Source organism: Corynebacterium glaucum (genome assembly GCF_002287505.1).
GTDB lineage: Bacteria > Actinomycetota > Actinomycetes > Mycobacteriales > Mycobacteriaceae > Corynebacterium > Corynebacterium glaucum.
Window position 1 is genome coordinate 1,772,362 of sequence record NZ_CP019688.1, and the last position, 13,329, is coordinate 1,785,690.

General features: G+C 59.3%; 16 protein-coding genes. 9 read left to right on the forward strand and 7 right to left on the reverse strand.

What is annotated here, in order from left to right; genetic code table 11:
• The first annotated feature begins 23 nt into the window (after positions 1 to 23).
• Positions 24 to 1,337, forward strand: a complete 1,314-nt coding sequence (locus CGLAU_RS08600) for a threonine/serine exporter family protein (RefSeq protein WP_198304887.1) — start codon at positions 24 to 26, stop codon at positions 1,335 to 1,337.
• A gap of 24 nt (positions 1,338 to 1,361) precedes the next feature.
• On the opposite strand, the gene CGLAU_RS08605 is transcribed toward CGLAU_RS08600, so the two are convergent.
• Positions 1,362 to 1,844, reverse strand: coding sequence for an RDD family protein (locus tag CGLAU_RS08605; protein WP_095660342.1), 483 nt, complete (start codon positions 1,842 to 1,844; stop codon positions 1,362 to 1,364).
• Between the two features lie 108 nt (positions 1,845 to 1,952).
• Between CGLAU_RS08605 and glnA the strand changes: the two genes are divergently transcribed.
• The 5 genes from glnA to CGLAU_RS08630 all read left to right on the forward strand — a co-directional run bounded on the left by glnA (position 1,953) and on the right by CGLAU_RS08630 (position 6,347).
• A complete protein-coding gene (gene glnA, locus CGLAU_RS08610; RefSeq protein WP_095660343.1) occupies positions 1,953 to 3,389 on the forward strand; it encodes a type I glutamate--ammonia ligase in 1,437 nt (478 codons plus the stop codon).
• 149 nt (positions 3,390 to 3,538) lie between these two features.
• Positions 3,539 to 4,444 (forward strand): Abi family protein, encoded by a 906-nt coding sequence (locus tag CGLAU_RS08615; RefSeq protein ID WP_095660344.1) that lies wholly within the window; start codon positions 3,539 to 3,541, stop codon positions 4,442 to 4,444.
• A 169-nt stretch (positions 4,445 to 4,613) separates the two neighbouring features.
• Positions 4,614 to 5,540: an SLAC1 family transporter gene (locus tag CGLAU_RS08620; RefSeq protein ID WP_269768539.1), complete on the forward strand. Its 927-nt coding sequence runs from the start codon at positions 4,614 to 4,616 to the stop codon at positions 5,538 to 5,540.
• Positions 5,541 to 5,609: 69 nt separating this feature from the next.
• Positions 5,610 to 5,870, forward strand: a complete 261-nt coding sequence (locus CGLAU_RS08625; protein ID WP_095660345.1) for a helix-turn-helix transcriptional regulator — start codon at positions 5,610 to 5,612, stop codon at positions 5,868 to 5,870.
• A 3-nt stretch (positions 5,871 to 5,873) separates the two neighbouring features.
• Positions 5,874 to 6,347 carry a hypothetical protein gene (locus tag CGLAU_RS08630; RefSeq protein ID WP_095660346.1) on the forward strand — a complete coding sequence of 158 codons (474 nt, stop codon included), beginning with the start codon at positions 5,874 to 5,876 and terminating at the stop codon, positions 6,345 to 6,347.
• Positions 6,348 to 6,359: 12 nt separating this feature from the next.
• Here the strand turns inward: CGLAU_RS08630 and CGLAU_RS08635 are convergent, their stop codons facing one another.
• The 4 genes from CGLAU_RS08635 to CGLAU_RS08650 are packed head-to-tail and all read right to left on the reverse strand — an operon-like array spanning position 6,360 to position 9,135.
• Entirely contained in the window at positions 6,360 to 6,815 is a 456-nt protein-coding gene (locus CGLAU_RS08635) for a hypothetical protein (protein WP_095660347.1), read from the reverse strand.
• Between the two features lie 5 nt (positions 6,816 to 6,820).
• Complete coding sequence (locus tag CGLAU_RS08640) at positions 6,821 to 7,606, reverse strand: YhfC family glutamic-type intramembrane protease (RefSeq protein ID WP_095660348.1); 786 nt, start codon at positions 7,604 to 7,606, stop codon at positions 6,821 to 6,823.
• A gap of 9 nt (positions 7,607 to 7,615) precedes the next feature.
• Positions 7,616 to 8,704, reverse strand: coding sequence for a DUF1648 domain-containing protein (locus CGLAU_RS08645; RefSeq protein WP_157731308.1), 1,089 nt, complete (start codon positions 8,702 to 8,704; stop codon positions 7,616 to 7,618).
• Between the two features lie 11 nt (positions 8,705 to 8,715).
• The gene (locus CGLAU_RS08650) at positions 8,716 to 9,135 is read right to left on the reverse strand and encodes a GntR family transcriptional regulator (protein ID WP_232507089.1); all 420 of its coding nucleotides are present in this window, start codon (positions 9,133 to 9,135) and stop codon (positions 8,716 to 8,718) included.
• Between the two features lie 169 nt (positions 9,136 to 9,304).
• On the opposite strand from CGLAU_RS08650, the gene CGLAU_RS12620 reads away from it, so the two are divergent.
• Positions 9,305 to 10,546 carry a hypothetical protein gene (locus tag CGLAU_RS12620; protein WP_415877126.1) on the forward strand — a complete coding sequence of 414 codons (1,242 nt, stop codon included), beginning with the start codon at positions 9,305 to 9,307 and terminating at the stop codon, positions 10,544 to 10,546.
• A 43-nt stretch (positions 10,547 to 10,589) separates the two neighbouring features.
• Here the strand turns inward: CGLAU_RS12620 and CGLAU_RS08660 are convergent, their stop codons facing one another.
• Positions 10,590 to 11,210, reverse strand: coding sequence for a TetR/AcrR family transcriptional regulator (locus CGLAU_RS08660; RefSeq protein WP_095660350.1), 621 nt, complete (start codon positions 11,208 to 11,210; stop codon positions 10,590 to 10,592).
• A 71-nt stretch (positions 11,211 to 11,281) separates the two neighbouring features.
• On the opposite strand from CGLAU_RS08660, the gene CGLAU_RS08665 reads away from it, so the two are divergent.
• A complete protein-coding gene (locus CGLAU_RS08665; protein ID WP_232507264.1) occupies positions 11,282 to 11,950 on the forward strand; it encodes an ABC transporter ATP-binding protein in 669 nt (222 codons plus the stop codon).
• Positions 11,947 to 12,687 carry an ABC transporter permease gene (locus tag CGLAU_RS08670; protein WP_232507090.1) on the forward strand — a complete coding sequence of 247 codons (741 nt, stop codon included), beginning with the start codon at positions 11,947 to 11,949 and terminating at the stop codon, positions 12,685 to 12,687. The genes CGLAU_RS08665 and CGLAU_RS08670 overlap by 4 nt, the downstream gene beginning before the upstream one ends.
• A gap of 54 nt (positions 12,688 to 12,741) precedes the next feature.
• On the opposite strand, the gene CGLAU_RS08675 is transcribed toward CGLAU_RS08670, so the two are convergent.
• Positions 12,742 to 13,281, reverse strand: a complete 540-nt coding sequence (locus CGLAU_RS08675) for a TetR/AcrR family transcriptional regulator (RefSeq protein ID WP_095660352.1) — start codon at positions 13,279 to 13,281, stop codon at positions 12,742 to 12,744.
• Positions 13,282 to 13,329: the final 48 nt, after the last annotated feature.

The following is a 13,329-nucleotide window of genomic DNA, read 5'->3' on the forward strand; positions in this document are numbered from 1 at the left end:
CGCCAGCCTTAGACTCGGTAGTCGTGGCTGACGAAACGATGCCGGCTCACGCAACCGGCCAGGTGGATTTCGCCGCAGAGGCGAATACTGCGCTGCGGTTCGGCATGATGCTGCTCTCCGCAGGCGCAGCCAGCTACCGCGTGATTCGGGCGGTCAAGCGCGCGGCCCGCTCAATGGGATTCGACAACGCGGATGTCCTCGTCGGATTCAACACCATCACCTGCACGTTTCACTACGGCGAGCAGTTTCGTACCCTCGTCGCGGACGTACCGCTGCCGGGTGTGAACTCGTCACGCATCGAGGCGCTGGAGTCCACCGCCCACACGCTCCTGCAGAGTTACCACTCTGCGGATGAAATTAACGCGGCACTGGATGAGATCGAGCAAATCCCCACTCCCCGCTGGCCGCTATGGATCGCCGCCATCGCCGCGGGCCTCGCTTGTGCGGGCTTTGCGGTGCTCAACCAGTTCGGGTACGTCGCGGCATGTGTGGTGTTCTTCGCTGCCGCCGCTGGCCAATTCGTCCGCGTGAAGTTGCACCACAAGCATTTCAACGTGCTCGGTGTGATCACCGTGGCGGCGTCGGTAGCTTCGTCGCTGTATCTCGTGCTGGCATACCTGCTGCCCACGCCGGGTGACATCTCCCCTGGCTTCATCGCGTCCGTCCTGTTCTTGATTCCAGGATTCCCGCTTTTTGCCGCATTCGTGGATTTGGCTCGCTTCGACTTCACCGCCGGCATTCCGCGCCTGCTGTTCGCCGTCGAGGTCATCGTCGTGATCATGTTGACCGTCTCGGTGGTGGCGATGCTCTCCGGCACTCCGCAAGCCACACCACCCGTGCATGAGTCGAGCTGGGAGTACTTCATTGCCGGTGGTGTGTCGTCGTTCGTCGCTATTGGATGTTTTGCGATTCTGTTCAACTCCTCGCGGCGGATGGCATTGGCCGCCGCCTGCCTCGGCTGCGCCGCCAACCTGCTCCGCCTGTGGTTGCTCACACTCGGTGTCCGCAGCTTCCTGGCGGCATTCCTGGCAGCACTCTTGATTGGGTTGGCGGGCAGCCAGCTGGGCAACTACGCCTCGGTGCCGCGCGTGACGGTCACCATTCCGGCATCAGTGGTGATGATCCCGGGCACAACGATCTACGTTGCGTTGCACAACTTTGCAGAAGGCAACACCCCGGAAGCGCTCTACGCCGCAACCGATGTCGTGTTCGCGGTGCTGTTCATTGCCGGCGGCCTCATCATCGCGCGCATGATCACCGACCAAGACTGGGCGTTCTCCCGGTACATCGACTTCGGCAAAGAGCTAGACGGCGAGGTGCGCCCCATCAACGACTAGCTCGGCGCGAGTTCCCTCCGCAAGCTAGGTGTTGATCACAGTGGTGTTGGTTGCGCGGTCGTGCATACCGCGGCCGTCCGCATCCACCATCGCTGCAGGCAGAATGAACGCAGTAAGCAGGGTACGCACCGCCGCACGCCAGAGCCCGACGTGGGCTTCCGTGTCGACGCGGGCCACGCCCATCCCGAGCATCGCCATGCCCGGAGTGCGGGCAAAGAGCCACCCGGTGAAAATCCCCAAAAGCACCCAGAGCAGAAGAGTCAGCGTCGCAGTGTCACCGAGCTTGTCTGTGTACATGGTGAGCATTGTGGCGGCGGCCAGGCAGATCACCCAGTCAATGAGTACACCGACCATGCGGCGCGCGACGGACGCTTGAGAGCCGGAGCCTGCCTCCGGCATACCGAGGAACTCGCCCGGGTACCCGGGAATTGGGTCATACCCATCGAACTGGTTCGGGATCTCCGGCCCGTTCGTCCAATTCGCCCGGTTTGTTTTGTCCTCAGCCATAGCGTTCACCCTAGTCGGTGGCGGTGAGGGGCCGAAACAGATGATCGTCGATAAGCAAATTGCTCTAAACTGGGATCGTTCGTTTCATCAGGGTAAGGAGTTGGGCACGTGGCCTTCGACAACATCGAGGACGTCAAAAAATTCATCACCGACGAAGAGGTGGAATTTATCGATGTGAGGTTCACGGATGTGCCCGGCATTGAGCACCACTTCTCCATCCCAGCTTCCCAGTTCGACGAGGATGCGATGGAGGAAGGGCTCGCCTTCGACGGCTCCTCGGTGCGCGGCTTTACGACGATCGAGGAATCCGACATGGTGCTCATGCCGGACCTGGCGACCGCGAAGCTGGATCTGTTCCGCAGCACCAAGACGCTGAACGTGAAGTTCTTTGTCAACGACCCGTTCACGCACGAAGCGTTCTCCCGCGACCCGCGAAACGTGGCTCGCAAGGCCGAGGAGTACCTGGCATCGACCGGCATCGCCGACACCTGCAGCTTCGGTGCTGAAGCGGAGTTCTACCTCTTCGACAACATCCGCTACGAAGTGCGCGGCGAGCGCGCGTTCTACGAGATCGACGCGGAAGAAGGTTGGTGGAACCGCGGCAACGAGACCGAGCCGGACGGCTCGCCGAACTTGGGCTACAAGAACCGCTACAAGGGTGGTTACTTTCCGATCCCGCCGCACGACAAGACCGTCGAGGTGCGCGATGCCATGGTGCACAACCTGGCAAAGTCGGGCTTTGAGGTAGAGCGATTCCACCGCGAGGTAGGCAACGGCGGCCAGCAGGAGATCAACTACCGCTTCAACACGTTGCTGCACGCGGCCGATGACCTGCAGGACTTCAAATACATTGTGAAGAACACCGCAACGCAGTTTGGCAAGACCGCGACGTTCATGCCGAAGCCGCTGGCGGGTGATAACGGCTCTGGCATGCACGCGCACCAGTCGCTGTGGAAGGACGGCGAGCCGCTGTTCTACGACGAGTCCGGCTACGGCGGGCTGTCCGACATCGCGCGTTGGTACATCGGCGGCATCCTCGAGCACGCAGGCGCGGTGCTGGCGTTTACCAACCCGACGCTGAACTCCTACCACCGCCTGGTACCGGGCTTTGAGGCGCCGATCAACTTGGTGTACTCGCAGCGCAACCGTTCCGCGGCGATTCGCATCCCGATCACTGGCGCGAACCCAAAGGCGAAGCGCATCGAGTTCCGCGCGCCGGACCCGAGCGGCAACCCGTACTTCGGTTTTGCTGCGATGATGATGGCAGGCCTGGACGGCATCAAGAACCGCATCGAGCCGCATGAGCCGGTGGACAAGGACCTCTACGAACTGCCACCGGAAGAAGCAAAGGACATCCCGCAGGCACCGACCTCGCTCGAGGCATCTCTGGCAGCGCTGGAAGAGGACCACGACTTCCTCACCGAGGGCGACGTGTTCACCGAGGATCTCATTGAGACCTACATCAAGCTCAAAGTTGACAACGAGATCGCTCCGTCGCGCCTGCGCCCGACGCCGCTGGAATTCGAGCTGTACTTCGACTGCTAGAGTCGCTGACTACACCCGCCTGCGTAAGAGGCGTCACTTCATGTTGCTCAAACTGCGTGAAGTGGGTTATATTGGTGGCAATCGAACCCCCTCCGAGCTTCCCGTAGGATCAGCGTCAAATGAGAGGGGGGCTTTGCTATTCTGAGGCAGTGAATCGCCGGAAGAAATTTTTGGCAATTGACGATCAGGTCAATCTTCTTGAGAAACGAGGTTTGACTCTGCCGTCCAGGAGAGAGACTGAAGAGTTCCTCAAGCGCCAGAATTACTATCGTCTATCAGGCTATTCGAGATTCTTCCAACGTGACCCCGCAAATGGGGATGAAAGATTCGTCGAGGGCACGCATTGGAACGACATAATTGAAATCTACGACTTGGATCGAGCGCTGCGCGTCCTACTTCTAAGTGGCATCCAAGAAGCCGAAATCGCAGCGCGAACCGCTTTCGCACTCAGCGAAGGGGAGATTCATTCACCGTATGAGCAGTACCTGCGCCGCAGTTCGTACAAGTCCCCCAAGAACCCAACTTCTATCCGGACCCATGAGCTGATTAAAGGCGAGCTAAGCCGGTCGAAGGAACCATACATTGAGAAGTATCGGCGAGATTCATCATCTAATGGCGGAGATTGGTATTACGACGTACCCGTCTGGGCAGCCGTTGAAGCTCTTTCTTTGGGAACGCTTTCAAAAGCGATCAGTTTTCGAAATGACGGCAACGCGGTTTACGAGCGCACCGCTGAGATTCTAGGCACGGGCAAACGCTTCCTCACCAGCCAACTGCGCTCCTTCACATTTGTGAGAAACAAGTGCGCTCATTCATCGCGACTCTGGAACTGCTACGTACTTGACCAGCCAGCAGTGCCAGACGGTGTGCGCCGTCGAGCAGAAAAGATGGCGAAAACTAGCTACGACAACAACTCTGTTCTGTCTGTAATAGTCGCCCTGGACAATTTCCTTTACAGAGCTGAAATTAGGGAGGGCTTGCTGGACGAGTTTCTGGACACCGTCGCAGGCTCACCCATATTTCGGGACGGAATTGCCAGCCCGCGACGCTCCTAGAGATAGGGGTTCTCCAGCTACATCACAATGCTTGTCTCTAGCCCTGCTCTCTGGATCGCGGAATCGATCTCCAGCCAAAATCCTGTAACTGGCGGACATTAAGTGATGGCGTGCTGATGGCACTGGAGTCTATATTCTACTTCGGTTGCTAGGTGTTACCATCCCTACAGTGACCGATAGATTCCGCAAATTGCCAGCCCCGGGTCCTGCCTGGGGCGGCAGCCTTATGGGTACCTCGATCGTTGCCCGATTGCTGGTCGAAGAAAACCTGATGATCGCCTCGGGCATGTTTGCCGTGCTTGCCTGCGTAATTTTCGTTGTGCTGACCGTCGGGTTCTTGCGGTACCGCCATCCCCGTTTCGAGCAAGCAAGTATGGCGGAGTGGTCGATGTACTTCATCGGCATCTTGGCGCTCGGCGCTGCGTTGTCCGGGTTGACTGGCCAGGGCATCTTCCGCCTCATCGGGTTCTGGGTTGGCGGACCTCCCACGGTTATCACCTGGGCTTTGCAGCTCATGCGTTTCGACGGGGAGCCGAGGTTCACCTGGGGACTGCCGCTCGTCGGGCCAATGATCTCCGCATCCGTCGCCGGTTGGATCGCCCGCGATTACGGGCATCTGTACCACGTGTTGGGCACGGTGCTGTTCCTCATGTCGATTTCGACTGCGGTGCCCGTCTTTATTCGCGTGTACTGGGCCGTCTGGCACGGCAACGTCGATCTGAGTGGGGCGAAGTCTGCCACTGCCTGGGTCCCGCTTGGCGTGGTGGGGCAATCCACCACCGCGCTGCAGGTGCTGTACCCAGGCGTTTACTCCGTTGGATACGGGCTTGTCGCGTTAATCATCGCGATCCCGTTGGCGATCTTCGCCATGATCACCTTCTACCCCAACGTCGCTCGCTGGGTGGAATACTCCCCCGCGTGGTGGGCGTGCACGTTCCCACCCGGCACCATAAGCATGGGTGGTCACCAGGTAGCCCTGGTCAACGGCTCCGAGTGGCTGGACGTTGTGGCGCTCAGCATTCCGGTATTGCTTGTTGCGCACTGGGGGTTGTGCTCGAGCCGGTTCGTAAGTTGGGTGTTGGAAGGCCGCCGGTAAGCCAGAACGCGCGCTATCGGACAGCTTAAACACTTGACAAAGTGTTGGGTTTATACAACACTTTGGTTCATGTCCCCAAAGAAAAAGTCTACTGACCCGATTTATAACCGGGTCCGAGTGCTGCGCACCGAAAGGGACATGTCGCGCGCGCAGCTCGCGGAAGCGGTTGGGGTCAACCCACAAACCATCGGCGCGTTGGAGCGCGGCGACCACTACCCCAGCTTGGACCTCGCATTCAAAATCTGCGATGTGTTCCAGCTGCCGGTAGAGGCCGTCTTCTCCCGCTCCGAGTTCAGCCCAATGTCGGCTGAGATCTACCGAAAGGACTAGGACATGACCACCCGCGCAATCCCTGAATCTGTTACCCGCCGGAAGCGGCGCATCCTTTTCACCGATGTGGCGTTCGGGTTCTACCAATTCGCCCTGATAACTCACTTCTTCCAGCCCGGAATTTCCAACGTGCTGTGGATCCTGAGTGGCTTGGTAGCTGCGTTCGGCACGATTCAACTGCGTCGCAGCATCGGCGGGGCAGATCTTCCTGATGCTGAGTTGGACGAGTACGAACTCACCCGACACCTCGAGGCGCGCGAAGACGGACTGAAAACGTCACTTGTTATCTCGACGGTGCTCTTCGTCATCACCGGGTTTCTCGCCATCGCAGCGAAATTGTGGTTCGAACCTACGGGCGCGGATGTAGCAATCTTCTTCGGGAAAGCGATCTGCTTCCAGCTCGCATTCGTACCTTTCGCGGTCGCCCGCTCGCTCGCCGGCAAGATCAACCGCGACGAGCTCATCTCCGCCGGGTAGCGGCAAGCGAGGTTATGCGGTCACGTTTGCCGCATGCAGTCGCGCTTCGATATCCGCAATTACGGCCTCTGGGTCAGTAGCAGATACAAGATACGTCGAGGTTGAGGTCTCAATCTGAACCGTCGGGCCGGGCACCACGTACCCAGTGGCGTTGCCAATAAAGCGCACGCCAGCACCATGCTTGAAGGTGATCTCAGGGCCCCGGCACACATTCACTATCGACGACAGCGCAACGCGGTCCGAGAAACCAAAGACTGTGAAACGCACCTCGCTGTCATCCACCGTAACCTTCACCCGCATCAGCAAGCAGGCAACGGAAAACAGTACGAGCACGAACCACCAGACCACGTCCCACGCCGAACCGGTGAACATCTTCGGTGCCATCGCCACAGCTGCGCCGACCAGGATGATGGCTACAACCCAGAACATGGGCCCGCCGAGTCGGCGCGTGTACACGTTGGACTGCATGGCAGCTAGTTTATCTGAGGTTGCTGCTCAACGGAGCGGCGCGACAACGGCCCTGCGAGCACCGCCCACAGAGATCCGGCGGCCACCACGGTCAGCGCGATGTAGACGGGGAGCAATCCGAGGGGCAAAAGCGCCGCCGCCAACGCGTTGAAGCCCGAGTGCAGTACGACTGCGAGCAGCCACAACTGCCATTTCCGCTCGCGCACGGCGCGCAGGATGAGCAGCGTCATTGCGACGTGGAATGTGATCGCAAGCGCACGTTCGTACCAGCTCAACGTGACAAGCGGGAGGGTCATGTGCGCGAGATCGTCGATTTGTTGTTGCACTGCGGCCACTGCATCTTTCTGGCCTGACATTTCGGCCAGCGACAGAAAACGCTCCTGGTTGGTGAGCAAAATTACGCTGGTGATCGCCGTGTACCCCAGCCTGAGAACCGCCTCGATACCACCGTGGCCTAAGCCGAATCCGACACCATCGCGCCACTGCCTTGCGGTCTTTGCCCAAAACCGCAGCACCAGCCATCGCGCGGTTTCTTCGAAGACACCCGAGAACAGCACCATCAGCACAACTGACGCGGTGGCGAGTGCGGCCGGGTCGAGGACTTTTCCCAGCAAGATGAGGATCGGAGTGGCAACAATCATCCGCGCGAACTGCGATAGTGGCCATGCCAATGCGCCCCAGCCGAGGGTGGCCCAGCGGTAACCCAGGCGCCGCTTTGTTACCCACCACAGCGCCGCGATCAACAGGACTAGGCCCACCACCTGGATAGTTAATAACGCAAAGATGTTCATGTGCGCTCCTTACAGTGCGAAGGCGAACACGAGGCCGCCCACTAGCGTTGCCAGCGTTACAGCGAGGAATGCTTGGCCCTGCCAGGTTGCGTAATTGAAATCGACCCCGACGCCAGTTCGCTTATCGACGATCACAGCCGGGTCGTCGCGGTTGTAATAAAACATTCCCCATTTGTAGTGCTCATCGTTGTCGGGGCTTTCGACAGCGCCAGTCGCAAACGCGTGCTGCCGACTGCTGACCCGCACCCTAACGAGGCTTGCCACAAGGCCAATCACACACACGGTTGTGAGCGTCAACATTGCCACCGTCACCGGGGCCAAAAGGTCATGGAACTGCGGGAGCGGCATGACGACCTGGAGTGCAGCAAGGCCAGTCACGACGACGAACGTGAGCACAGCCGCGGCACGCAACCCCACGTGTTGCGCCTCAATATCGCGGCGGAGTCCGTCTTCGGTGCGATCCGCTCGCCTTGATACCCGGCCCGAGGTGATCAACCAGGCGAAAAATGCGAGCAGCACTATCACCGCCACATTCACCAACGAAAGGGAGAACACGGATGCAACAGACTTAGCGGCCCACGCATCCGGTTCAAACGACGGGCCATAGTGGGTGGGAAACTCCGCAGGGATCTCGTCCCAGCGTGAGGCAACTACGAGCGCGCTCAGCCCAGTGACAGCGGTCGAGCACAGCACCAATGCCCACGCCAACACCGGGCTTGGTTCCTGCTGAGTACGCGCCACTCGTCCGCTGACGGCGGTATGGAGCCCGTCGAACCATCCCTGGTCCTCTTTCGCGCGGAGTAGGTGTTGACGCTGGGTGGAGTACGCAGCTGCAAATCCGAACAACAACCCGGCCGGAACTGCGATCGCAGTGGGAGGGTACGCAGACCCCACGAAGGCCACACATGTCGCGATCACGCCGACAGTGATCATCGCCCTCCGGTATCCAGTGAGCGCGGAGTGGACCGCTGGATTGTCGGCCTGGTTCGCGGGAACCCGCACACCCAACACCACTCCATTAGGTGAGAGAGTGGGCAATAGTGCGAGCCCGATTGCAATGATTGCTGTAGTCGCCGCGACCAGTACAGCGAAGACCATGAAGTTCACTTTTATCGCGTCCTTTCAATGAAGCGGTCCAGCTCGTCCTCCAACAGCGTTTTGAGCTCTTCTGGCGCGGTGCCCTGGGCTACAGCGAGCGCAAGAGCGGGGCGGAGTGAACCGATGTCCGGCTCCTGCGCGGGCGGCGCGGCGATGCGGCTTCCGGAGCGCGAAGCACTCTCGATGAGCCCTTCCTGGCGAAGCAGGTCGTACGCCTTCTGCACGGTCGCAGGGTTGATACCAAACTCCTTTGCCACCCGGCGGACCGAGTCGAGATAGTCCCCAGTCCTGAGCTCGCCCGTCGCTATCGCGTGCACAATCGCGTCGTGAATCTGTTGGAAAACGGGAACGCTTGCGTCAGGGCTAATCGTGATGACGTGCATGTCGGCCTCTCCCTCCTGTACTACGGTAACCATCACAGTTGTACCCATTGAGATAATACAGTTTGTACTATCCGACACAATACAGAAGTTGACGAATCCCCCGCTTCCGCTGCCGATGTGGCCAACGAGTCGTCGATAAGCGAAAAGCTCTATGCCTGCAGCGAGTTATGGTTCATTATACAATTCAGTCAACACGCTCGATTACACGGAGGCAACCATGACTACCCCAAGCGCACCGAAGCCCGACGACCGTCCAGATGGCGGCCACTCGTACGACCCAGGCAGCAGCAACGATTCTGGATCCACGCACCCGGCAAGCGGCGATGCTGATTCGACCGGCTACCAGCGGTGGAACGCGCAACAGTCCAATGCGCAGCAATGGGGCGAGCAGCAGGCGCACGGCCAGCCTTCGGGTGGCCAACAATGGGGTGGTCAGCCCGGGCAGCCTCAGCAGCAGTGGGGTGGGCAACAGCAATATGGGCAGCCGATGGGTGGCCAGCAGTGGGGTGGGCAACCGAACTACGGCCAGCCGATGGGCGCTCCGCAATGGGGTGGTCAGCCTGGCCAGCCTCAGCAACAGTGGGGGCAGCCTGGGCCGCAGCAGTGGAACCAAGGGGCGCCGGCTGCTCCGGCAACACCGCGAGCTCCACGCAATCTGCCCGAGTGGCCGACATGGGTGTACGCCTTCCAGCTCCTAATCACCTTCATCGCGAGCTTCCTTTCCGTGGCCAATGTGGGTGGCGACCTATTCGGATACGGCAGTTTTCACGTTGGTTTGAATTGGTGGGGCCGGTTCGATCTGCAGAGCTCGGGTTACGGCAAGTTCGCAGATAATTTTGTGACTCAGGGTCTGCTTGAGGAGCTCAACGCTGAGGCAGGCTCAGGCTTCATGGTGTTTACGACGTTGCTCCTTCTGGTTCTTTACGGCGTCGCGGTCTATTTCGGCGTGGTCAAGAAATGGAAGCTTGCGTCAATACTCGGGATCGCCGCCGGCGCGATTCAACTTCTTGCGGTCATCATCGCTGCGATAGCGGCAAGGCAGAATGAAGAGGACGTCATCGTCAAGCTCGGTGCCGGATGGTGGCTGTGGCTGCTGATCTCCCTTGTCACCCTGGCGCTATCCATTGCCCTTCTCGTGATGGGTAAGGACAAGCTCGAGGCACAGGTGAACAAGGCACGGGCATCGGCAGCTGCCAACCAGGGTCAAAACGATGCTGCCGGAGCACCCGTGAACCAGGCACCGTTCAACCCTGCTGCTCCGCAGCAGTCTCCGAACCCGTGGCAGCAGCCGAACCAGCAGAACGCCGGTGGCTGGAACCAGCAGTGGCCTGGCTCGGGCTCAACGAGCTGGACCCAAACGAACCAGCAGGACAAAGGTTCTAACGACTGGGCACGTCCTGAAAGCGACTACGAATCCGACGAACCATCTGGTTTCACGGATCCCGAAAAGAACCAGTGATCCGGAGCCTGTGGGCGAGGGTTTCGCTCTCACCCCAGGGCAATCACAGGAGCGACACCCTGATAAGGCGTTCCAACATTGAAGCGAATTGATCGGGTGTCATTGACGCGTGGGGCTGCACCTGCAGTACATAACGGGACATCAGAGCCCCCAGCAGGACAATCGAGTTCTGCACTACCGCGTCGGCTGTACTCAGCCGAGGGTGGCCCGGATGCTGTGCCCGTAATCCGAGAAGGAGTTCTTCGGCGCCGGCAAGAATTTCACGCTCGAAGTAGCCGGATACGATTGCCCTGGTGTCGTCGTCTTTCATTGCATATCGAAACGCTGGCAGTACTCGCTCTTGAAAGGGAGACGATTCGCAATAGGTAACGAACGTGCGGGCAAGCAGTTGAGGGAACTGGCCAGGCGGGAGTTCCGGAACCGAACTTACTGAGCGCAATATCGCGGACGCGCTCAACCCATCGAGCACCGCTTCGCAAAACAACGCATCTTTGCTACCGAAGTAATAATTCACCAAAGCGTGATCCACGTCGGCTTCAGCCGCGATTCCTCGAAGCGTCGTGCCCGCGTATCCATTCTGGAGAAACTGCATCCTAGCTGCATGAAGGATGAGCTCTCGACGTTTCGATGGTTCGCTCGGGCGACCGCGGCGTTTATTCACCATGCTGGACACACTAGCTGGCGAACGGTGACACTTTCGCTATGAAACCAGACCCGGATACTCCCGCAGTTGCTATGCGGAACGCGCGAGCCCGAATCCTTCAGCCTGTTTCCTTCACCTTGCCTCGAGGTTCGATAACCGCGCTTGTCGGCCCTTCAGGATCAGGCAAGACCACGTTGATGCGCATGATCGTGGGCACGCAGGCGCGTGTCGACGGCACTGTGCACGTGCTTGGACTGCCCGCAGGTCATCGCCAACTGCGCACCAAGGTCACGTACGCAACCCAGCAAGCTAGCGTGTTCGACGAACTCTCCGTGCGAGAGAACCTTAGCTATGTTGCAGACATTTACGGGCTTCGCCGCAACCGAATCGACGAAGTGGTCGGCCAGCTCGATCTGACCGCCAAGATCGACGAGCCGGTGCGCAAGCTCAGCGGTGGTCAACGCAGCCGCGTAAGTCTTGCGGTTGCCCTACTGCCAGATCCGGAACTTGTCGTCCTTGACGAGCCAACGGTCGGCCTCGACCCCATCCTGCGAACCCAGATGTGGGACCTGTTCAAGGAGCTGGCCCACAAGGGCACCACGCTGATTATCTCGAGCCACATCCTGGATGAAGCCGAGCACTGCGAAAACGTGTTGTTCATTCGCGACGGCAAGGTGAGCCACACGCACGCGGAAACCATCAAACGCGAAACCGGTGCAGCAACGCTTGAAGCGGCATTCGTGGAGGCGATGACCAAATGAGGGCAAGTTTTGCTGTGGCCAAGCGGGTCGGCAACCAGTTGCGACGGGACCCACGAACTCTCGCACTCATTTTCGTGTTGCCAGCTGTCTTAATGTCTCTGCTGTATTGGATCTTGAGCAATACCGGATTATTTGACCGCATCGCGCACGCAGTCCTCGGGGTGTTTCCGTTCCTCGTAATGTTCCTTGTCGCATCCGTGACCACGCTTCGCGAGCGCAGTTCCGGAACACTGGAACGAGCGCTCACAATGCCGGTGCGCCGGATCGACATCATCGGCGGTTACACACTGACCTTCAGCCTGGTTGCGGTTGCGCAGACACTAATCACCGTCGTTGTCTGCACCCGGCTACTCGACTTAGGTATCGAGGGGTCACTCGCTGCGTTCGTTGTGGTTGCTTTGCTCAGCGCGCTTACTGGCACCACCGCAGGATTGTTGGCGTCTGCTTTTGCCCGTACGGAGTTCCAGGTTATGCAATTCGTCCCCGCTGCGATCGTTCCCCAATTCCTGCTCTGTGGCGTTATCGTGCCCCGGGAAGAAATGCCGCATGCCCTCGAGTTGCTCTCACACGCCATGCCGATCAGCTACGTCGTCGACGCGATGCTCGCGTTAAGCACCGCACCTACCCCGTCTGCGTTTCCCAAAGGCGATCTGGCAACTGATATCGCCATTCTTTCTGGATTCTGCGCGGCATTCGTCGCGCTCGGCGCAGCGAGCCTGCGCCGGAAAACACCTTAAGAAGTCTGAGCGCCCGAGGTGAACTACGAGAGCGCATGGTGAGCCTAGACGGTGTTACTTCATGGCATCGCCGAGCAGGTGAGCGACTGAACATTCTTCGGCGTTGTCGAGGTTGATGCTGGCATTGATGTTGTAGAACGCCATAACCGCGATCATTTGGGTGGCCTGGTCACGGTTCACGCCGAGGTGTTCGATAGCCAAGTCGCGTAGGCGTTCAACCCCGTTTCTGGTCGCGGAAGCGATCTCATCGTCAGAGGTGGCGGCAGCCCAGGCATGGACCTGGATCGTGAGCAAGTCACGGTCTTCTGCGACGAGGTCGTCGTAGCTGGTGGCGAGTACAGCGAGACGTTCTTCTGCTGGAGTGTTCTCGACGGCAGCCGTCAGAGTCGCGATGATGCGGTCGCAGGCCGCTTCCCATGCCGCGATGAACATCGCTTTCTTTGTGGGGTAGAGCTGGAACAAGTAGGGCTGCGAGACACCTACAGCTTCGGCGATCGCCGAGGTTTTCGTGCCGTGGTACCCGGAGTGGGCGAATAGGTGGATCGCTGCCTCGACGACCTCGTTGCGTCGTGCCTGCGCTGTGGAGCGTGCCATTTTCTCATCATATCGAGTAGTCGCTAAGTTATGCTACATTCGCAACTT